18 protein-coding genes and 2 pseudogenes are annotated in these 20,453 nt (G+C 60.0%); 15 read left to right on the top strand and 5 right to left on the bottom strand.

Features of this window, described 5'->3' with window-relative positions; genetic code table 11:
• The first annotated feature begins 94 nt into the window (after positions 1-94).
• Positions 95-844 (top strand): SDR family NAD(P)-dependent oxidoreductase, encoded by a 750-nt coding sequence (locus tag GSQ83_RS12185; protein ID WP_158803175.1) that lies wholly within the window; start codon positions 95-97, stop codon positions 842-844.
• 88 nt (positions 845-932) lie between these two features.
• A complete protein-coding gene (locus tag GSQ83_RS12180) occupies positions 933-1,229 on the top strand; it encodes a DUF1330 domain-containing protein (protein WP_158803174.1) in 297 nt (98 codons plus the stop codon).
• A gap of 113 nt (positions 1,230-1,342) precedes the next feature.
• Here GSQ83_RS12180 and GSQ83_RS12175 read toward each other — a convergent pair whose 3' ends face one another.
• The 3 genes and pseudogenes from GSQ83_RS12175 to GSQ83_RS12165 form a co-directional block, all read right to left on the bottom strand.
• On the bottom strand, positions 1,343-1,858 hold the full coding sequence (locus GSQ83_RS12175; RefSeq protein WP_158803173.1) for a YkgB family protein: 516 nt from the start codon (positions 1,856-1,858) through the stop codon (positions 1,343-1,345).
• A 78-nt stretch (positions 1,859-1,936) separates the two neighbouring features.
• Positions 1,937-2,697 (bottom strand): annotated as a pseudogene (locus GSQ83_RS12170) (SDR family oxidoreductase).
• 225 nt (positions 2,698-2,922) lie between these two features.
• Complete coding sequence (locus GSQ83_RS12165) at positions 2,923-4,119, bottom strand: MFS transporter (RefSeq protein WP_158803172.1); 1,197 nt, start codon at positions 4,117-4,119, stop codon at positions 2,923-2,925.
• A 78-nt stretch (positions 4,120-4,197) separates the two neighbouring features.
• Here GSQ83_RS12165 and GSQ83_RS12160 point away from each other — a divergent pair, with 78 nt between their 5' ends.
• The 12 genes from GSQ83_RS12160 (at position 4,198) to pcaG (ending at position 17,944) form a co-directional block, all read left to right on the top strand.
• Positions 4,198-5,142 (top strand): LysR substrate-binding domain-containing protein, encoded by a 945-nt coding sequence (locus GSQ83_RS12160; protein ID WP_216850077.1) that lies wholly within the window; start codon positions 4,198-4,200, stop codon positions 5,140-5,142.
• Between the two features lie 217 nt (positions 5,143-5,359).
• The gene (locus GSQ83_RS12155; protein ID WP_158803171.1) at positions 5,360-6,010 is read left to right on the top strand and encodes a TetR/AcrR family transcriptional regulator; all 651 of its coding nucleotides are present in this window, start codon (positions 5,360-5,362) and stop codon (positions 6,008-6,010) included.
• A gap of 130 nt (positions 6,011-6,140) precedes the next feature.
• Positions 6,141-7,199 carry a sugar ABC transporter substrate-binding protein gene (locus tag GSQ83_RS12150; protein WP_158803170.1) on the top strand — a complete coding sequence of 353 codons (1,059 nt, stop codon included), beginning with the start codon at positions 6,141-6,143 and terminating at the stop codon, positions 7,197-7,199.
• Positions 7,200-7,254: 55 nt separating this feature from the next.
• Positions 7,255-8,739, top strand: coding sequence for a sugar ABC transporter ATP-binding protein (locus GSQ83_RS12145; RefSeq protein ID WP_158803169.1), 1,485 nt, complete (start codon positions 7,255-7,257; stop codon positions 8,737-8,739).
• Between the two features lie 13 nt (positions 8,740-8,752).
• Entirely contained in the window at positions 8,753-9,718 is a 966-nt protein-coding gene (locus GSQ83_RS12140) for an ABC transporter permease (RefSeq protein ID WP_158803168.1), read from the top strand.
• Complete coding sequence (locus GSQ83_RS12135) at positions 9,715-10,689, top strand: ABC transporter permease (RefSeq protein ID WP_158803167.1); 975 nt, start codon at positions 9,715-9,717, stop codon at positions 10,687-10,689. The genes GSQ83_RS12140 and GSQ83_RS12135 overlap by 4 nt, the downstream gene beginning before the upstream one ends.
• Positions 10,690-11,124: 435 nt before the next feature.
• A complete protein-coding gene (locus GSQ83_RS12130) occupies positions 11,125-11,979 on the top strand; it encodes a shikimate dehydrogenase (RefSeq protein ID WP_158803166.1) in 855 nt (284 codons plus the stop codon).
• Between the two features lie 50 nt (positions 11,980-12,029).
• Entirely contained in the window at positions 12,030-13,370 is a 1,341-nt protein-coding gene (locus tag GSQ83_RS12125) for an MFS transporter (RefSeq protein ID WP_158803165.1), read from the top strand.
• Between the two features lie 38 nt (positions 13,371-13,408).
• The gene (locus GSQ83_RS12120) at positions 13,409-15,283 is read left to right on the top strand and encodes a bifunctional sugar phosphate isomerase/epimerase/4-hydroxyphenylpyruvate dioxygenase family protein (RefSeq protein WP_158803164.1); all 1,875 of its coding nucleotides are present in this window, start codon (positions 13,409-13,411) and stop codon (positions 15,281-15,283) included.
• A gap of 143 nt (positions 15,284-15,426) precedes the next feature.
• On the top strand, positions 15,427-16,581 hold the full coding sequence (gene pcaD, locus GSQ83_RS12115) for a 3-oxoadipate enol-lactonase (RefSeq protein ID WP_158803163.1): 1,155 nt from the start codon (positions 15,427-15,429) through the stop codon (positions 16,579-16,581).
• Positions 16,578-17,309: a protocatechuate 3,4-dioxygenase subunit beta gene (gene pcaH, locus GSQ83_RS12110; RefSeq protein ID WP_158803162.1), complete on the top strand. Its 732-nt coding sequence runs from the start codon at positions 16,578-16,580 to the stop codon at positions 17,307-17,309. The genes pcaD and pcaH overlap by 4 nt, the downstream gene beginning before the upstream one ends.
• The gene (gene pcaG, locus GSQ83_RS12105; RefSeq protein ID WP_158803161.1) at positions 17,306-17,944 is read left to right on the top strand and encodes a protocatechuate 3,4-dioxygenase subunit alpha; all 639 of its coding nucleotides are present in this window, start codon (positions 17,306-17,308) and stop codon (positions 17,942-17,944) included. Before pcaH ends, pcaG begins: the two co-directional genes overlap by 4 nt.
• Here pcaG and pcaB read toward each other — a convergent pair.
• The gene (gene pcaB / locus GSQ83_RS12100) at positions 17,941-19,137 is read right to left on the bottom strand and encodes a 3-carboxy-cis,cis-muconate cycloisomerase (RefSeq protein ID WP_158803160.1); all 1,197 of its coding nucleotides are present in this window, start codon (positions 19,135-19,137) and stop codon (positions 17,941-17,943) included. The two genes, pcaG and pcaB, sit on opposite strands and share 4 nt — an antisense overlap.
• Positions 19,138-20,035: 898 nt before the next feature.
• Between pcaB and GSQ83_RS29625 the strand changes: the two genes are divergently transcribed.
• Complete coding sequence (locus tag GSQ83_RS29625) at positions 20,036-20,359, top strand: hypothetical protein (RefSeq protein ID WP_159014715.1); 324 nt, start codon at positions 20,036-20,038, stop codon at positions 20,357-20,359.
• 3 nt (positions 20,360-20,362) lie between these two features.
• Here GSQ83_RS29625 and GSQ83_RS12095 read toward each other — a convergent pair.
• Positions 20,363-20,453 (bottom strand): annotated as a pseudogene (locus GSQ83_RS12095) (IS5/IS1182 family transposase); the annotation flags it as partial.

Here is a 20,453-nt window from a genome sequence, read left to right as displayed (position 1 = left end):
CTCCCATCGGCGGCCATCGGGACATTCATCAGTCCGATTGTTCCGCTTAGCCCGGAACGGCCGCCTGAGCAGCGGCCATAGGAAAGAGCCCATCATGTCCAATCTCGAAGGAAAAGTCGCGGTGATCACCGGCGGATCTAGCGGCATCGGCCTCGCGACAGCGAAGCGGTTCGTACGCGAAGGCGCTTACGTGTTCATAACAGGTCGCCGTGAGGCCGAACTGCAAAAAGCCAAGGCTGACATCGGCAAAAATGTCACGGCCGTGCAAGGAGACGTGGCGAGTCTTGCCGACCTCGACCGGCTCTATGCGACGGTGAGGGCAGAAAGGGGGAAGGTCGATATCGTGGTAGCAAATGCCGGGTTCATCGAGCACGCCAAAATCTTCGATCTATCGGAAGCCCATTACGACAAGACCATGGACATCAATGTGAAAGGCGTCGTCTTCACGGTGCAGAAGGCTCTGCCACTAATGTCACGTGGCGGCTCGATCGTCGTTGTCTCCTCCATCATCAACGTGAAGGGCGTGGCCGCTCATGGCACCTACGCCGCTGCGAAGGCTGGTGTGCGGGCCCTGGTGCGCGTGTGGGCGCAGGAACTCAAAGACAATGGTATTCGCGTCAACTCGCTCAGTCCCGGCGCGACGGAAACCCCTATCATCCGCGGTCAATTCGACAGTGACGAAGCCTCGGATGCGGCCAAAGGCGCGTTCGCCTCGATGACGCCGCTCGGCCGCCTCGGGCTTCCGGAGGAACTTGCGGCAGGCGCTTATTTCCTGGCTTCAGACGAGTCAAGCTATGTCACCGGCATCGATCTTCCAGTCGACGGCGGCCTGGCTCAGATCTGACGTCGACGCCGGTGATCAAGGCTTGCCGGTCAATCCAATTCGCAAGCCTCCGCTTTGGATCTTCATCTTACTCGAAAGAATGACTGCCATGAGCGCCTACTTTGTCATGATCCGTGAACAGACTCTCGATTCCGCGGCCCTCGCGGATTATGGACCACGCGCTTCCCTTGCGGCGCAGGGCCATCCTTTGAAGCCGCTGGCTACCTATGGCACCCTCGATCAGCTCGAAGGGGAGCCGATCGAGGGTGCCGTAATACTCGAATTCCCCGACATGGCCGCAGCTAGAGCCTGGTACGACAGCCCATCCTATCAGGCTGCCGTCAAATTCCGCCATGCTGGCTCGAAATCGAAGGCCTTTTTCCTCGAAGGATTGTGGAATGCTTGACGCGTAGGCGTTCGAGCCGAAGTTGGTAAGCCGTCGAGAATTCGGCCCATCGATGGCCCGGTAATGCCGACCGACCTCGCGACAGCAGCGCGAGGATCCTGGCTGTGGATCCATCAATCTTTACTTAGGCGGCCATTTTGGGTCAATCGCGGAGAGCTCGTCATAGATTGCGGCAGTGACGCCAGAAACAACACAATACAAACGCACAACAGGACTATATCTTTGAACAAGAACTCACCGGTGAGATTCCAGGCGATGGGATCTGTCGAGAAACTCCACTTAACGACGTCCGGCGTCGTGAAGAAGAACGACCATGTGATGGCAAAGCAACCCGCCGCCATCAACGAGCCAATGGCTGACAGAACGGGAATAGCCGACCCCGCCGCGAGAAGGACTGCGATACTCAGCTCAACGATGCCAAGGAAATCTGCTTCTCCGCGCACGCCGAGAATTGAGAGCCACGAAACAAATGGACTATTGCTTATGTAAAGCACGATCCCATGCGCCGACTGCGGCGTGAACTTCTGGATGCCAAACGCCACAAATATCAAAACCATCACCCAGCGGAGTATGGCCAACGATCGATAGGAGCCGTTGCCTTTCTCGGGGATGCAAAAAAACGCATTCATAGGAGTCTCTTCGCTCCTGTGTCGCGATTGGTTACATGCCTCAGTAAAACGGATCGCTGCGGTTCGCCGCCCTGTTGCTCACTTGCCGCCAATGACATCGAGGAAAGTGCCAGTGGTGAAGGAAGCCTCGGCGCTTGCTAACCAGAGGATCGCTCGCGCGACCTCTTCAGGTTGCCCCCTCTTCCCGGGTGGATCGCGTCTTTGACGCGATCCACCCGTCCCGGCTCTCCGCCGCTCGCATGCATGTCAGTGTAAATGTGCCCGAGGCGAATGTAGTTGACGCGTATGCCGTCGCGCGCGACCTCCTTGGCGAAGCCGGTCGTGAATGTCTCAACGGAACCCTTCGACGCTGCGTAGTCGACATATTCGTTTGGGCTGCCGCGCCGGGCCGATGCCGATGAGACGCTAATGACCGCGCCGCCATGCCCGTTGTAACGGAATAACATGCGCTTCACGGCCTGCTGTGCACACAGGATAGGGCCGATCGCGTTGACCGCGAAGATATGCCGCATGCGCTCGAATTCGAGATCCTCTAGCCGGGAGTGCGGCGCAATTATCACGGCGTTGTTCACCAATACGTCGATCCGGCCGAAGTTCCGGTCGATCGCCGCGAATAGCTGAGCGACCTGCTCAGGATCCGCGCTATCTGCGCGCACGGCCAAAGCCCGGCGTCCAGCAGCTTCCACATCATCCGCTACCGCGAGGGCGGCAGGCTCATTGGAGACGAAGCTGATCACTACATCGTAACCTTGAGCAGCAGCAAGTCGCGCAGTCGCGGCACCTACGCCACGACCTCTACCCTTTATCAGAATGAGTGGTGCCTGAAGTACGCTATCCATTGAGCGAACCTCCATGGTGTGGCGGGTAATGAGGGGGCCGGGGCCGGCCCGATGCCGTCGTCTGATTGTCGGCTTTCCGGCAGCATCGGCTCGAGATTGTCGCAGCCGATCTGGCAGGATGGGCGTCAGTTCTACGCGGCGCAGCGCGAAGCATTAAGAAGGGGAGTTCGATGGCAGCACTGGCCGATCCACCTCAAGGTCCGAGGCTGGATCAAATGGACCTCTTTACCCTAGAGTGGGGCTGCGCAGATGGGGCTTTAGCGCCAGGACAAGCGGCACAATCAAGACGGCGGTTGCAGCGGAGGCCAGCACGCCGATAGTCTGGTTGCTGTGATCGGCAACCACGCCGTAGAGGATCGGCGCGATTCCTCCGGAGCCGATTACGCTCGTATAGAAGATTGCGAAGGCCCGGCCTGTATCGCCATCAGAAAGTTCCGGCACGGTGCCGTAGAGCACCGAAGAGGTGCCGTTGAGCACGATACCGAGCAGCGGCAGCAGGACGAGCGTTGGCGTCAGCGACGTGAACAGCGTCGCTACGATGAGCAGGGCCGTTGCGGCTTCGGTCACCATGACGCTCCCGATGACACCCAGCCGCTCGCCGAGCCAGCCGCCCGTCGCCTTGCCGAAGGCTCCACCGATGAACAGCAGCGCAAGCGCTAATCCCACCGTCGGCGAGCCTCCGCCACGTCCATGGATGAAGAAGGGCAGAAACAGGAGATAACCCATGCGCGTCGCGGTATCGAGCGCGCCGATCGTGGTTAAAATGCCGAAGCCGCCGCGGCCGCGGCCGCGGCCAACCGCCGCCGCCTCCTTGCCACTCCTAGTAATGGGAGCCGTCGGCACCAGTGACACCAGGGCGAGCCCCAGGGCGATTCCTAGCACCGCCATCAGGCCCAGCACGGGTCGCCAGGCGAGAACCGGCAACAACACCGCGACGAGCGCCGGCAACACGGCTTTCCCCAGATCACCTGAAAAGTTGTAGATGCCGAGTGGACGTCGCGACGCCTTGCCGTAAATATCGGTGACGAGCATCGAGCCACGTGGATGCTGGATGCTCGATCCGATGCCGGCCACGACGAGGCCGGCGCAAAGACCCACAAAGCCGCAGGGCAGCGCCATGATCAGCAAGCCCGTCGCCGCGATGACGGTCGAAAGGATCAGCGCCGCTCGCGGCGATAAGCCGCGAAGGGCTCTGTCTGCTGGGATTTGGAGGCCTCCCATCGTCGCGAAATAGAGGGCGCGAACGACGGCAAGCGCCGCGTAGGAAAGGCCGAACTGCGCCTGCCATACTGGCAGGAAGGCATAGAGACTGTCGGTGTAGCCGTCATGAAGCGCATGGGTGAGGCACGCGGCGAGCAGGCTGCGTGATTCAGTTGTTTCTGATGGGCTTGAGGTCCTAACTGTCGCGGAGAAGAGAGCCAATGGGGGCAATCCTAGCAGGTGTTGATGTTAATATATCTCTTGCAAGTCCGCCTCTCAAATCAGTAATCTAGCTAACATTTGGTAGAAAAACTCACACGAGTGCAGCGCTCTCTTCCGCCGCTCAACGCTTTGCGGGCCTTTGAAGCGGCGGCCCGCCTCGGCAGTTTCAAGGCTGCGGCAGACGCGCTCGGGGTCACGCACGGCGCAATCAGCCAACATGTCCGCCTGCTCGAAGACCGGCTGCGTGCGCCACTTTTCGAACGGCACAATCGTGGCGTCGTGCTGACATCCGCGGCCCGCGCCTATCTGGCCGAATTGAGTCCCGCGTTTGATCGGCTTGCTTCGGCAACCGAACACTATGGGCGGGATGTGAGTTCAGCGCTCAGGGTCAATGCGCCGTCAACGTTTGCGTTGCGCTGGCTGGTTCCAAGATTGGCAAAGTTTCAGGAGCGGTTCCCCGGCTTGAAAGTAAGGCTTGAGACGTCCAACGAAGGGCTGGAGGCTCTTCAGGAATCCTATGATGTTATAATCCGGGGAGGGCCGGATACGTTTTATGGCTATTCGGCGACCGCATTCTTGTCCGAGGATCGGCTGCCTGTTTGTAGTCCAGCCTTGTTAGACCGGCTGGCCCTGAGATCTGTGCAAGATCTGAAACAGCACACGCTACTCCACACCTTGAGCCTTCCCCGGGTTTGGGATGATTGGCTAGCGAAAGCCGGCGCCGCTGATCTCAAACCGAACGCGACGCTGGTCCTCGACCACTTCTATCTCACGCTTCAGGCGGCGCTGGACGGGGTTGGAATCGCGATGGGGCCGACCGCATTGGTGTCCAATGACTTGGCCGAGGGCCGCCTATTAGCCCCCTTTGATGGCCCGCTGCTGCCCGCCCGCAGTTATTGCGCCTATCTATCGGAAGCGGCGGAGAAGGAACCGCTTCCTGTGGCCTTTCGGTCTTGGCTCGGACTCGAGGGCAACATGGCTAGGGAAACACACATAAAGCCGAAATCACGTAAGCGTAAATAACCTTCGAGGACTCGCGTATTGCAGAGTAAATGGGCGTCGATCGCCATGGAGATACGAACGATCTCGAGCACCCGGACATCGGCGCAAAAAGGCTTAGCTCCGGCCACTGGGGTAGCTTTTAAACGAACCGGTGCGTACAATCTCTCAGACCATCGCGAGCGCGGTGAGTGTGGGCCGGAGTTTGCCCGCTACCGGAGAGGGAGGTCGAGGATACGTCATGACCGCAGTGTTGGAGGCGAGGGCGCCTCGTCGTAACGACCCCGACCGGACTAAGGAGGACATCCTCGCCGTCGCCGCCGAGGAGTTCGCGGACCTCGGTTTGGCAGGGGCTCGGGTCGATGCAATTGCCGAGCGGACCAAGACGTCCAAGCGAATGATCTACTACTATTTCGGCAGCAAAGAAGACCTTTACCTGGCTGTCCTCGAACGGGCCTACAAGTCCATTCGCCACGTAGAGGATGCTCTTGCTCTTGGACAGTTAGGGCCCGAAGAAGCGCTAACGAAGATGATCGAATCGACGTTCGACTACGACCACGAGCATCCCGGATTCGTACGCCTCGTCGCGATCGAGAATATTCATAAAGCTGAGCATGTTGCGCGATCCAAATCGATCGGTGGGTTGAACGTCTCGGTTATCGAGACCTTGGAGACAATACTGGAGCAAGGTTACCGGGTTGGCGTCTTCCGGCGGCGAGTGACGGCCGTCGACGTGCATATGCTGATCAGCTCCTTTTGTTTCTTCAGGGTTTCCAACCAGTACACTTTCGGCACGATATTTGGAGTTGACCTGGCTCACAGCGCAGTTAGGCAACGCCATCGGCGGATGATCGTCGATACCGTTCTCAGCTACCTAAAGACAGTGGAGTGAGGGCGCACTGGCTCCTTGGAACTTCTTATTGACATGTACGAACTAGATAGTAATCTTACCCGGTGAGGCACAGGCGGCAAGACCTGACTTCGAAGCTGTTCGCGGCCAAAAACGAAAAAGGGAGAATGTCATGAAATCCGGATTTGCGACGGTCGTGACCCTCGCACTCGCCGCTGCCCTCCAATGGGTATGCGGCTCTGCGATGGCGGCGGATAAGGGCGAGGTCGTCGTCTTTGTACCTTCAAGCACCAATCCCTATATCGGGCAGTTCGAGAAGGGCGCGAGGGAGAAGGCGGCCGAACTTGGCTATAGCGTGAAGGTCATAGAGAACAACTTCAATCAATCGGAGCAGGACAGCCAGGTCCAGCAGCAGCTAGCCTCGGGCCAAAAGGCAGCCGGATATATCTGGTGGCCGTTCGAGAACGCCGCTGGCATCGGTGCTCTTCGCGCTCTGTCGAGGTCCGGATCTCCGGTAATCGTCTCCAATCAGTTCCCGTTGAAGGGGACGGACAAATTCTACACTGCCTATGCCGGCGCGAATGATATCCTCAGCGGCAGGACCGCAGCCGAAATGCTGCTGAAGGCCTGCGCCGAGCCCGGCATGAAGTGTGACAAGGGGGCCATCATTCGCTTTCCGGCTGGCGTTTCGGCCGGAGATGACCGTGTGACCGGTTTCGAACAGGCAATCAAAGGCAAGCTCGATGTCATCTCGGTCACTCCGACTGCGGGCTTCCTAGAGGACGAAGGCTACAAGGTCGCTTCGCAGATTATACCGGCGCATAAGGGCGAGCTCACCTGGCTTTATACCGAGAATGATTCCATGGCTGGAGCGGCAGCTCAGGCGGCGCGCGAAAATGGGCTGGCCCCTGGCAAGCGCATCCTCATTGTCGGGGGCACCTGCCACGGCGATTCGAGCCACGTCGTCAACGGCGACTTGATCGGAACGGCGATTCAGTCGGGTTACTTTGAGGGCTGGCTCGCTGTGCAGACGCTCGTCAAATACATCAAGACCGGCAAGGTCCTGCCCGGCGAAGTCTATCTCGCCGCTAATCCCGATAAACCACCGTCCGACGACGGTGCACCACACAAATTCAACTTCCTGCCAAATCCTGCCATTGGGAATTCAGAAGCAGCTTATGACCAAGCCAAGCTTTGGGGACTCAACGCCAAGCAACTCTGTAACTTTTAAGGCGTAAGAAGGGGAGGCTTCGGCCTCCTCTTCTGGTCGGTTCTTGGAGGTTCCGATGCTGCAGATGCGGAACGTTGCAAAGCGCTACGGGGCGACGGTCGCGCTTGAGAATGTCAACCTTGATGTCAAGGCCGGAGAGGTCATGGCGTTGCTGGGAGAGAATGGCGCCGGCAAAAGCACCTTGGTAAAAATTCTTGCCGGTCTTGAGCAACCAGATTCCGGTGCGATTGCGATCGGCGGCAAGCCGCACAACATCGGCTCACCAGCCCAAGCGCGAGCGGCCGGAATTTCCTACGTTGCTCAGGAACTAAGTATCGTAGGCACGCTCAGTGTCGCCGAGAACGTCTTCCTTGGTGACCAGACAGTCGGTTTGCTGCGCAGTCCCTCTAGCTTGGCCCGGCGTGCGAAGCCCTTCCTCGCCAGGATCGGTTTGGGCGATATCGATCCTTCACTTCCCGCCGAGGCTTTTTCGGTCGCCGAACGTCAGTTGATGGAAATTGCTCGCCTTCTGTCGCGCGAAGCGCGGATCGCTATCTTAGATGAGCCGACAGCCGCCCTGTCGGAGGTCGAGATTGACCGTGTTAAGACGGCGGTCCGCACCCTGGCAGAGGAAGGCTGCGCGATCATTTATGTCACTCACCGTCTCGGCGAGGTATTCGAACTCAGCCATCGGGTCACAATCATCCGCAACGGCCACAGTTTCGCGCCGGTAGCCACCAGCTCCCTTCAGGTCGATGGGTTGATCGAGATGATGCTCGGCCGCCGGCTTGAACAGATGTTTCCACCCCGCGCGCCATCGGTCGGTGATAAGCTCCTCGTTGTCGAGGATTGCCTCTGCCAGGGGCTTTCAAGCCCGGTCAGCTTTATCCTGAGGAAAGGCGAGATGCTCGGGCTCGCCGGACAGGTTGGCAGTGGCGCGACCGCGATCCTGAAAGTTCTAGCGGGGCTTACACCTCTCTACCGCGGATCCATCACGCTCGACGGGCGGCCCTTCACACCGCGCGTAATTCGCGACAGCATCAAAATGGGCGTTGCTTATTGCTCCGACGATCGGAAGCGCGACGGCGTTTTCGCCGTTCGCAATCTTGTCGAGAACCTCTCGGCGCCCGTAATTGATCAAGTGTCCCGTTTTGGGCTCATGAATCGTCGCGCAGAGACGACGCATACACAGGCCGTCGCGCAGCAATTTAATATCGATATCAACGGTCTCGGCCGGCTCGCCGGCAATCTGAGCGGAGGCAATCAGCAGAAGGTGGCGCTCGGCAAGTGGATCGGGATCTCGCCGTCGCTTCTCATCGTAGAAGAGCCCACGAGGGGCGTTGATGTCGGGGCGCGCGCTGAGATCTATCGGCACCTACGCGCCCAAACCGCACGAGGTCTCGCGATACTTTTTGCCTCGTCCGATACCCACGAAGTGCTAGGATTAGCCGACACAATCGGCACCTTCTTCCAAGGTGAGATGGTGCAAATCGGCTCGGCAGACGCAATGACGGCCGAGATCATTACGCGCGATGTCACCCACCCCGCCGTCGCGGCCTGAGCGGCTATAACTCATGACTTCGATCGCGATCGCGAGGAAAAGTATCGGACGCCGGACTTGGCGCTTCGCTAGTCTGGCGGCGGTCGCGACAATTGTCATCATCGCTGTGGTCGCAGGCCTCACCACACCAGCCTTCCTCACGGTCGGTAATGGCCTCGTAATCATTCGCGCGGCATCGATGACAGGCATCGTTGCAATTGGGATGAGCTACGTGACGCTCTCCGGCAATCTTTTCGCTCTGTCCGCGAGCGCTCTAGGCGCCCTTCTGGCCGTGATTTTTGCGCTGGTAACCGCGCAAACGGATCTACCAGCCGGTATCGCTGTTGTGCTGGTCGGGGCAGTTCTCGCCGGCGTCCTCCAAGGCGTCGCAGTTAATCTGACTGGTAACCCAATCATCGCAACACTCGCCTTCGGTGCGGTCTTTCGCGGTCTTGCCTCGGTCCTTAGCGGTAACGGGGTTCTGCGAATTCACAACACAGCAGCCGCCTGGATCGGGACCGCTCGTCCACTTGGCGTTCCCACCCAAAGCTGGACTTTCGTCTTTCTTGCGGCGGTCTCGTGGCTGGTCATTCGCAAGGCGCGCCTTGGTCGCCAAATCATTCTCAGTGGTGCGAACCGGGAAGCCGCTGTTGCAAGCGGTCTGCGGGTCAATATCGTCACCTGCCTTGCGCTTGTGATGCTCTCGGTTGGCGTGGCTATCGTCGCGATCTTCACGGTCGCGCAGTTCTCGGAAGCGCGCTCTAATCTCTTCAGCGGGTATGATTTCGATTATATCGCCGCGGTTCTCGTCGGCGGAATCGCTCTAAGGGGTGGACAGGGGACGCCGCTTCAGGCGGCGCTCGGGGCAGTTCTTATCGCGCTCCTGGAGAACTTCATGCTGCTGAATAACGTCTCCGGCGGTCTCCTGATGACCGTCGTCGGTACAGTCGTCGTCGGTGCGATAAGCGTCTTCCATCTGCTTCAGGGGAAGAACCGATGAACTGCTTCAATCCGAGGCGAGACCTTGCCGCTCGTTTGGCTATGATGATCGCAATTTATGCGATCTTTGCTGCGCGGCTTCCCAGCTACTACACCATCCCCGGGGTGGCTTCGTTGCTCGACGGCGCCTTCCTGACCGGCGTTATCGCGCTTGGTGTCGGTCTGACCATGATTGCCGGCGAGATGGATCTCTCTGTTGGCTCGATGGCGGCGCTCGCCGGTATCATCAGCATAAAGTTGGCGCCGCTCGGCATCCTCCCCGCGATCGTCGTTACCACGGCCTTGGCTGCCGTTGTCGGTGCGGCACAGGGTTGGTGCATTGCCTGGCTGCGCATCAATTCCTTGATTTTCACGGTGGGGACACTGATCGCTTTCCGTGGTCTGGCCCTTCTGATCTCGAATGAGCAGACAGCTAATATTTCCCTGGACCAACTCGACGCGACGGACTTCCTCAGCGTGCATTGGTTCTTCGTATCACCGCTCAGTCTTATTCTCCTGATCGCTGCGCTCGTGATAAGCGTCTTTTGCTCGAGAACGCTGTGGGGGCGCGAAATTTTTTCGATCGGCGGCGGCCGCGCGGAGGCCCGCGCCGCCGGCGTTCCGATGGGCCGCCCGCTTATCATCGCCTTTGCACTATCCGCGGCACTAGCCGCTTTGGCGGGGGCAGTTCTTTCACTCCAGGCGGGCAGCGCCACGCCGCTCGGCTTCGACGCTGTTCTTCTCGATGCAGTCACAGCATGCCTCATCGGAGGCGTCGCGCTTCGCGGAGGGCGTGGGAGCGTCCTCGGTATAATCATTGGTCTCTTCACGCTGCGCTTCCTCGTAAGCGGGATCGCCAGCCTCGGCGCACCGTTCTGGGCTCAGAGCCTTGCCAGCGGCGCGTTGCTGATCGCTCTGATCTTGGTCGAGGGCGGCTACTACGCCTTCGCCCGCCGGCGCGCCTTCGCTAAGAGCCGACTGGCCGCTGGCTGATGGGCAATCGTAGCCCGGCTCGCTGTCGGCCTCATCCAGCACGCCCGACATTCAGCCCTCGATCCAGGCCAAAACGGCGTGTCATTGCGATCCGGCTGACCATTCGGGGCGCGCTGGCTGCGCCCCGGGGGAGCTTTGCAGTTGTACTTGACATGAACTAACTAGATAGCCCAAAATGAGTCCAAAGCCGAAGGGCGACAAGCGGGACGGAGAACCGCGTCGCCGAAAAGAACGATGGGGCATGGTCTACGAGATGCCTTCATCCCGGTCGGTCGGAGTGCAACAGCGAAGACGAGACGACCTTCCTGGCGGTTACAGGTTGGCTGGAAAGTGAAGTTGGTCGTTATCCGCATCGAGCCTTCGGGACACTCCCAGAAGGGTTCGAAAGACTGCACATTGAGGGAGCGCCTTATCGCTAATGGGGAACATGTTCGCATGAGCCGGTCGAGCGTTCTTCTGGGCCTTATTGGCTCTGGTATCCAACTCTCCCGCACGCCTGCCTTACACGAGCAGGAAGGAGATTCGCAGGGTATTCGCCTCCTTTATCAAAAGATCGACTTGATATCGCTCGGGCTTGGGGTCAATGCACTCCCCGATCTGCTTCTGGCCGCTGAGCGAATGGGCTTCGCTGGCCTAAATGTCACCCATCCTTGTAAGCAGGCGGTCATACCGCTGCTCGACGAGATGTCGCGGGACGCAAAAGCCCTGGGCGCGGTGAACACCGTCATCCTTCGGGACGGCAAGCGCCGCGGCGAGAATACGGACTGGTGGGGCTTTGCCGAAGCCTTCCGGCGCACGATGGAGGGCGTCCCCACGCGCCGCGTTGTGCAGCTTGGTGCTGGCGGAGCTGGGTCCGCGGTAGGGCACGCTCTATTGACGCTGGGCGTCGCGCAACTGGTGATCCAAGATATGGATGCCGCCAGGGCGGCCGCGCTCGCAGATAATTTGTCATCTCGCTTTGGCGCCGGTCGCGCCATCGCATGTCACAATCTTGCGTCGGCGGTAGCGGAGGCTGACGGGCTCGTGCATTGCACCCCAACCGGTACGGCCGAGCATCCAGGACTGCCTCTACCCGAGGTGCTACTGCGGCGGGACCTCTGGGTTGCGGAAATCGTCTATTTTCCGCTCGAGACGGAACTACTGCGCGCAGCTCGCACGCTCGGGGCCCGTACTATGCATGGGGGTGTCATGGCGGTGTTTCAGGCAGTCGAAGCTTTTCGTCTATTGACCGGCCTTGTGCCTGATGCAACGCGCATGTTCGACCACTTCCAGAGGATGACGGCGGACTAATATTAAGGCGGCCGAAAACAAAAATGTGGCCAAAGCCACGGGAGGGGACGATGTCGACGATCACTGGCCCTAAAAGCGTACCCCACTATGCTGGTACGAAGACACCGCGTAAGGCCGCATTAGCAAGTTGGATTGGTAGCGCTGTCGAATACTATGATTTCTTCATCTATGGTACCGCAGCGGCGCTCATATTCCCCAAGGTCTTCTTTTCCAAGAGCGACCCAACTGCTGCCGCGATCGCCGCCTTCGCAACTTTCGGCGTTGCCTATCTAGCACGTCCCTTTGGCGCGGTAGCTTTAGGGCATATCGGCGACAAGTTCGGGCGCAAAAAGGTGCTGACGTTCACTCTCCTGCTCATGGGGTTTTCAACCTTTCTTATCGGCATTCTCCCGACCTATGAACAGGTGGGCCTCCTTGCGCCGGTTTTACTGGTGGTGGCGCGACTGCTGCAAGGCGTTTCGGCAGCTGGCGAGCAGGCGGGCGCTAGTTCGATGACGCTGGAACATGCCCCGACCCGAAGGCGCGCCTTTTACACCAGCTTCACCTTGAGCGGAACGCAGGGTGGCTTGATCCTTGCGACCTTCGTGTTCCTTCCTCTCTCGCGTCTTCCGCCTGACCAGCTTTTGTCCTGGGGCTGGCGCATCCCCTTCTTTCTCAGTGCCATCGTGGTTGCCGTCGGGTTTTGGGTACGGCGCACTTTGCCGGAAACTCCTGCCTTTGAGGAAGAAAATCGCGAGCACGGCCAAGCAAAACTGCCTGTCGCAACCTTGTTCAGAGAGCACGCCGCGGACGTGATGCGCGTCATCTTCGCCGCCCTGGTCTCTGTCGTTAGCACGATCTTCGCGGTGTTTACCTTGTCCTACGCGGTCAACACCATGCACATCTCGCGTTCGACGATGCTGATGGTGTTGGTTCTTGCGAATGTCGTCGCACTGGGCGCCATTCCTGCTTGGGCGACACTCGCGGACCGTATCGGCCGCAAACCGGTGTTCATCCTAGGCGCGCTGGGCTGCGCCGTATTCATCTGGCCTTATGTCTGGGCGATCAGCCGAGCGGACATTACACTTATTTTCGTGTTCGGCATCCTTCTTTCGGGCATAATCTACAGCGCCGCGAATGGCGTCTGGCCGGCACTCTATGGCGAGATGTTTGATACCCGTGTCAGGCTGTCTGGTGTCGCGATCGGAACGCAGATAGGTTTTGCTTTGGGGGGCTTTGCGCCCGCAATAAGCGCTGCGGTTCTGCGTCCGGGACCGGACGGCTGGGTGCCTGTGGCGCTCTTCACCGCCGTCACAGCTGCTATCGCCGCGGTCTCCGTAGCGACGGCGCGGGAGACCTACCTCGCTCCCATGAACGAACTTGGCCGCAAGCGGACTGCGCTAGCGGGGTAACTGAGCGTCCTGTAACTCCCGAGAAGGAGCCGGCATCAATGCAGACGAAGTCGTTGCCTAAGTCTATCGCTACAGTCTCGTTGAGTGGTTCCCTTCCGGAGAAATTAGAGGCGGCAGCAGCAATTGGCTTTGATTGCGTTGAAATCTTCGAAAGTGACCTTCTCACTTTCGGCGGTTCCCCGGGGGAAGTGAGGGATATTGCGGCTTCCCTGGGTATTAGAATCGCTATCTTCCAGCCCTTTCGCGATTTTGAGTCCGCGCCGGCCGCGCTTCGCGGCCGCAACCTCGATCGCGCAGAGCGCAAGTTTGATGTGATGGAGGCGCTCGGTACCGACCTGGTCCTTGTCTGCAGCAATGTGCAGCCATCGACATTGCACGATCCAAACCGAGCCGCGGCTGATCTCGCAGAAATGGCGGAACGCGCGCAACGACGAGGCCTGCGGGTTGGATACGAAGCGCTGGCCTGGGGGCGGCACGTCAATCGCTGGGGACAAGCTTGGGACATCGTCCAGCGTGCAGCACACCCGGCGCTGGGTCTTATCGTGGATTCTTTCCATACGCTGGCTGTAAATGACGATCCCTCTGGCCTCGCGACTGTACCTGCCGAGAAGATCTTTTTCATTCAGTTGGCTGATGCTCCTCGACTATCGATGGACGTCCTGTCGTGGAGTCGGCACTTCCGCAACTTTCCGGGGCAGGGTGATCTGCCTGTCGCCGAGTTCCTTCGCGCCGCACTTGCCTCCGGATACCAAGGTCCTCTCTCGCTGGAGGTCTTCAATGACGAATTTCGCTCTGCTCCGGCGAGCCTGACAGCGAGGGACGGGCTCCGATCGCTGATCTTAGTGGAGGACGAGGCACGTCGGAACCCGCTGCTCCCGCGCCCGCCGCAACTCGATGGCGTGGACTTTCTCGAATTTGCGGTTGATGAGGAGACACGGGATCAGCTCGTTCGATGGACCAGGGAACTGGGATTCCAACATGTCGGACGCCACCGGAGCAAGGATGTAGACCTCTATAGGCAGGGCCGGATAAATCTGGTTTTCAATGCGGAGCCCGACAGCGTTGCATCCGAGCATTTTCAAATGCACGGACCTTCAGTCTGCGCGATGGGTCTGCGCGTCGACAGCACCGATACAGCCATCAAACGCGCGGCCGCGCTGCTAAGCCCGGAATGGCCCAATGCGATTGGCGAGGGTGTGCATCGAATTCCCGCGCTACGCTCCCCTGATGGGACCCTACTGCATCTCGTGCCCCCCCGTACTCCTGGGCCCTCGGTCTACGACGAGGAATTCGAGATCAGATCGCCCTTGGAAGAGAGCATCGGTTTGATGAGCATCGATCACGTCGCCGAGGTGTTACCGCACGGACGGCTAGACAGCTTCGTACTCTTCTGGCGGGCGCTGTTCGGAATGATGCCCGAGCAGGCAATCGATTTGGCTGATCCGCATGGCCTCATTCGCAGCCGTGCCATGGTGAGCAACGACCGAAGTGTTCGATTGCCGCTCAATATCTCCGGAAGCAGCAATACAGCCGCGGCCCGCGCGATTAATCTCTTTGCGGGCGCGGGTGTGCATCACATTGCTTTCGCCACGGATAGCATTGTTCGAGCAGTCGAGAAGTTGACGGAACGGGGAGCACTTATGCTTCAGGTCCCAGCCAACTATTATGATGACCTGGCCGCCAGGCACAACTTGGAGGATGACCAACTTAGCCAATTCCAGCGCCTCAATCTTCTGTATGATCGCGATGAAGGCGGTGAGTTTATCCATGCTTACAGTAGGACATTTGCGGGACGTTTTTTCTTTGAGATTGTAGAGCGTCGTGGCTACCAAGGCTTCGGCGCGGTGAATGCGCCGGTGCGCATGGCCGCCCAGGCGCCCGGGCCGACGGCGATCGAATTGAGCAATTTGTGACTGTGTTCGTCAGAAGAGCGGCGGTCAGCGTTGAGAGCGGAACGCGACCGTCCGAGCGTGACATTTCGTACCAGTTAAGCAACCCTGCGCGCTACGTCGAAGTTTGAACGGCTCCTCGCCCGGGAGGCCACGAAAGGCAAGCGATGTTTATTGAGATCAACGATTTGACGGTTCACGTCGATATTCAAGGTCCCACCGGCGCACCAGTGCTCCTTCTGCTGCACTCGCTCGGAACCAGTCTGCATGTTTGGGACCCTCAGGTTGCCGCACTGGGAACCGAATTTCGTATTATTCGACCCGACCTTCGTGGGCATGGGCTTACGAGTGTGACTACGGGACCTTACACGATCGAGATGCTCGCCGGAGATGCCCTTGCGCTGCTGGACGCTCTTGGCGTGAAACGAGCCCACGTGGTCGGACTGTCGATAGGCGGGCTTATTGCTCAGGCAATCTGCGCGGCCGCGCCGGATCGAGCACTTTCGCTTGTGCTGTGCGACACGGCAATGGCGATTCCGCCACCAGAGAATTGGCACGCGCGGGCGGCCATGGTTCGGGCGAATGGAGTGGCTGCAATCGCTGATGCAGTATTGGAGCGCTGGGTCACGCCCGGCGCCCAGGCGCGCGCCCAGGCGCGCGGACTACGTGCCATGTTGCTGCGCACGGATCCGGAGGGCTATGCCAGCGCGGCCGAGGCCATCGCATCCGCCGACCTGACCGTCAGTACGAGCGCAATCTCGGTACCTGCCTTAGTTCTTGTCGGCGACACCGATGTTGCCACCCCGCTCGCCAGCGCAGAAGCGCTACGATATGCATTGCCGAATGCGCGTCTCCTCGTCGTCGCGAATGCCGCACACATCCCAACGCTAGAGCAGCCAGCGCAGATTTCTGATGCAATACGGGCATTCCTGCAGCCGAGCGTGACTGATTGGTACGAAGCCGGCCTCGCAGTGCGCCGCCAAGTCTTGGGTGACGCCCATGTAGCACGAGCAAGTTCGGTCATCACCAACCTCGACCGAGACTTCCAGGCTTTCATCACCCGCACTGCCTGGGGTGGCGTATGGACACGCCCGCACTTTGACCGCCGCACGCGATCGATCTTGACCTTAGGACTGATGGCAGCGCTCGGACATCACGAGGAGTTCAAGCTGCATGTTCGCGCTAGCCGCCGGACCGGCGCGACGCCTCAAGACATCGGAGAGTTGCTGATACAGGTTGCCGCATACGCTGGTATCCCAGCCGCGAATAGCGCCATGCGGCTTGCCAAAGAAGTGCTGAACGAAAAGGAGGAAGGAGTATGAGCGGCCAAGTCGAAAGCAAGACTCAAGGCTATCGTCGTCCCGTTGAGGGAACGCAGCCGCCCCACGATGCGCCGCTCTACGGGAGCACGAGGCTTCGCCATCCTCAGCAGCAGCCGTTGCGGTTGCCGCACACGCTGACCGAGACTTCGGCGCCTCGCTTCGGCAGCACCCGCTACCCGGCGCGTGCGGACCTGACGATCTGCGAAGGGGGCCGCCAGGCGATCGGCGAGCGCATCATTGTGGCAGGTCGAGTTCTCGACGAGGATGGGCGACCGATCCGGCACGCCATGGTGGAGGTCTGGCAAGCGAATGCGGCAGGCCGCTACGACCATGAAGGTGACACCCATAACGCGCCGCTGGAACCCGGCTTTGAAGGCCGTGGGCGGGTCTTTACCGATGAAAACGGCAACTATCGCTTCGTGACGATCAAGCCCGGCGCCTATCCTTGGCGGAACCACCACAATGCTTGGCGACCAAACCACATCCACTTCAGCCTGTTTGGTGCTGGTCTTGCCCAACGCCTCATCACGCAGATGTATTTCCCGGGCGACCCGTTGCTTCCGCTCGACCCTATATTCAACGCGACACCGGACCGAGCGGGCCGGGAGAGACTGGTGAGCAGTTTCGACCTCGATCTCACTGAGCCGGAACAGGCACTCGGTTATCGGTTTGACATCGTCCTACGCGGTCGCCTGGAGACTCCCTTCGAAGATGAGCACAACCCATGACCAACGCTGAAACAGTCAGGCCGACACCACGCGTCGCGTCGCAACAGGCGCCGGAGCCCCAGCCAGCCGCGACCAGCAGCCAGACAGCCGGCCCATACTGGCACCTGATCGACTTCCCAGAATGGTCCGATACAACGCGTCACTTCGCCGGTGCGCTGCCTGCGGGGGAACGCATCATACTGATTGGAACGGTGAGGGACGGCAGTGACGCCCTTGTGACGGATGCAATGGTCGAGATCTGGCATGCCGATCCCGGCGGTCGTTATCCCGATCCTGAAGGGCCAGAGGCGGAATTCCAGGGCTACGGTCGTTGCCGCACGGGCAAAGATGGGCAGTTCAGGTTTACCACGATCAAGCCGGGTCCCGTGCCGGCGGCGGGTGGCCGAAACACGCCTCAGGCGCCGCACGTGGCGATCATGTTGTTCGCAAGAGGATTATTGAAGTCCCTCTCAACACGTTTGTATTTCGCAGGAGAAGCTCTCAACGAGACCGATCTCATCCTATGCGCCGTACCCGACCCTGAACGTCGCACAACGCTGATTGCCAAACCTGATGGGGTGGCGGAAGGGCTGCCGGTCTGGCGCCTTGACATCCGCCTTCAGGGAGCAGGCGAGACGGTGTTTCTTGACATCTAGGCTGCGGGATTTTGCTCGGTCCGCCGGATCGGCCATTGCGTTAAGGCATCTCTTGCTGCCTGGATGAGGAGCTTGGTGGCTCCAGGATCCGTGCCGACACCGGCTTTGGTGAGATTCCGCGCCATCGCCGCGGTGTCGACCTCCAGGCCCTCGGTCACATCCGCCATTGCTGCAACGGCGCCGTGCGTGAGGAGGAAGAGGTCGGCGAGAACGGGACCTTCCGCCTGCCAGCCACCGAGGCCGCGCTCATGCTCCTGTGGCAGTCCTGCGAGCAGGGTGGATGCGAGGCCCGGCGTGCGTAGCGCCGCCGACAGCGCGACTTGGCAGCCTGTTGGATTCCGCTTATGCGCCATCGCAGAGGAGCCACCGCGGCCAACCACCCTCGGCTCGAACGCTTCAGCGACTTCGCTCTGGGCAAGCAGCGCGATGTCCTTGGCGATCTTTCCAACGGCACCCGTCAGGATCGCGAGCGCTGCGGCTAGGCCCGCGACGCCATCCCGCCGTGCGTGCCATGGCAATACGGGTACTCCGAGATGCAGCCTCCTAGCAACGCGGCAAATGACCGCCATGGCCGTCTCACTCGTTCCCATCCCTACAAGGGTGCCGGCCGCGCCGCCGAGCTGAAGCATCAGGGCGCCATCCGCCTCCCGCTGCAGCCGCTCGCGCGCATTGCGAATGCCGACAGCCCAGCTGGCAACCTTAAGGCCAAAGGTCATGGGGAGGGCGCTTTGAAGCAGCGTTCGTCCTAACATTAGGGTTTCCGCGTGTTGGTCGATCAGTGCTGCTAGCGCTTTCTCCAGACGGTCGAGGTCGCTCCGTAGGAGATCGAGCGCGCCCTTGGCTTGGAGCATCAGTGCGGTATCCGCCAGATCCTGGCTGGTCGCGCCTCGATGCACCGCAGCGGCCGCCGAGGGGTGTGTGACCGCGACCGCCGTCCTCAGCCGCTCAACGAGTGGAATAGCGAGAGTTCCCGCATGGGCCGCCGCTTCGGCGAGACCACCCGGGTCGAGGCTTAGGGCGGTGCAGGCGGCATCAATGGCGGCCGCCTGGTCCACCGGGATCAGACCTTCTTCTGCCTGACCGGATGCCAGTGCCGCCTCGAACGCCAGTGCACCTCGCAGTAACGAGTCATCATCGAAGGCGGCCACCATCGCCGCTGTCGAGGCCGGGCGAGCCCGGAGGGAGAAAGACATTCGCAGCCCTCGCGTCACTGGAATCGATGAACCTGGCCATCGCACGGCGATCCGTCTTAAGTCCAGTTTATAGCTCTTCACAAGCCGGCAGGCTTCTGGCGGCGGCCGTCGCGACTCAAGCCGACGTGCTCGCCTCAGGATGGATTTCTGGCGACTGCATTGGCGCGGTGTTCTGCTTACTGCTGGTGGCCATCATGACTCGGGGCAGACCCTTACTGTTCTGATGGACAATTCGATTCTGTCGGCGCGCATACCTAGAACTGGGAGTCTTCGCACAAGCCGCAACAGAACTTAGCGACTTGACCGAATGTGAGTTGGCGATGCTGAGTCGGCTAGCTGTTATGAAGTCTATGTGGTCGCAGACGCGGATAGGCCGCCCTGACGATCCTCAACTGCGCCACGTGTCGGTCGTGGGCGACACCTACATGATCCTCGTGCCCGGAGCGCAAACTGCGGGGCGTTTCTGCCTGATCGACATGCTGGTGCCCGACGGCAGCGGGCCGCCGCCGCACCGCCATCGGTCGTCTACCAGGACCCTCTCTCATCTTTCGATCCGTGTTGGCGGCCATTACGTGTAGCGGCGCGCAATCGAACTGTCACGGACGCGCAATCACGTTTCCGACGCACATTCGCTGAGATTGGAGCTGCGCACCGACGCACGTTCCGCGAGATTGGGAGCACGATCGGTGAGACGGACGCGAGATCATCCGGATCGACGCGCGCTATGTGAGACGGATCAGGTCGGCAGAGCGTCACCAAGCGCGGGAAGCGGCGCCTCGCGGCTCACGCCGATCTGGCGCGCGATTTGTCCCATGCGCATGGGGTGAGCCCTCAGGGATCATGATCAATCGGTAGGAGGTATATGCTCACGCTTCGAGGCCCGTCGAAGGCGTCCTTTATGAAACTGACCACACGTGGGAACAGCGACACTCAAGAGCAAGTTCGACGCAAGCCCCGGGTCATGATCTATGGCGTCGGCTTCTATGGCATGGAGGCAGTGCGCATCGTGGCTAAAAACGGCTGGCCGATCGTCGCGGTAATGGTGCGGGTCGATAGCTTGGCTCGCGGCAAACAGCTGACCAGGCTCTATACCGAGCATACGAGCCTAAATTTGGCCTTCGTCAGTGGCGCCCATAGCCTGGCAAAGATCACCCACGTCATTAATCGGCCAAGACCCTCTACCGAGAGCGCCACAAAGTCGAAAACATGTTCGCCAAGCTAGAAGCAGGGGCTTGCCTTCTCCGTTGCAGACCGCATGCAACTTGGAATTCAGACCGCCCTTCGTTCGACCAATGCAGCGGGGAAAGCCCCTTTTT

This window comes from Acidisoma sp. L85 (assembly GCF_009765865.1).
GTDB lineage: Bacteria > Pseudomonadota > Alphaproteobacteria > Acetobacterales > Acetobacteraceae > Acidisoma.
This window is presented reverse-complemented; position numbering and strand designations above follow the sequence as displayed.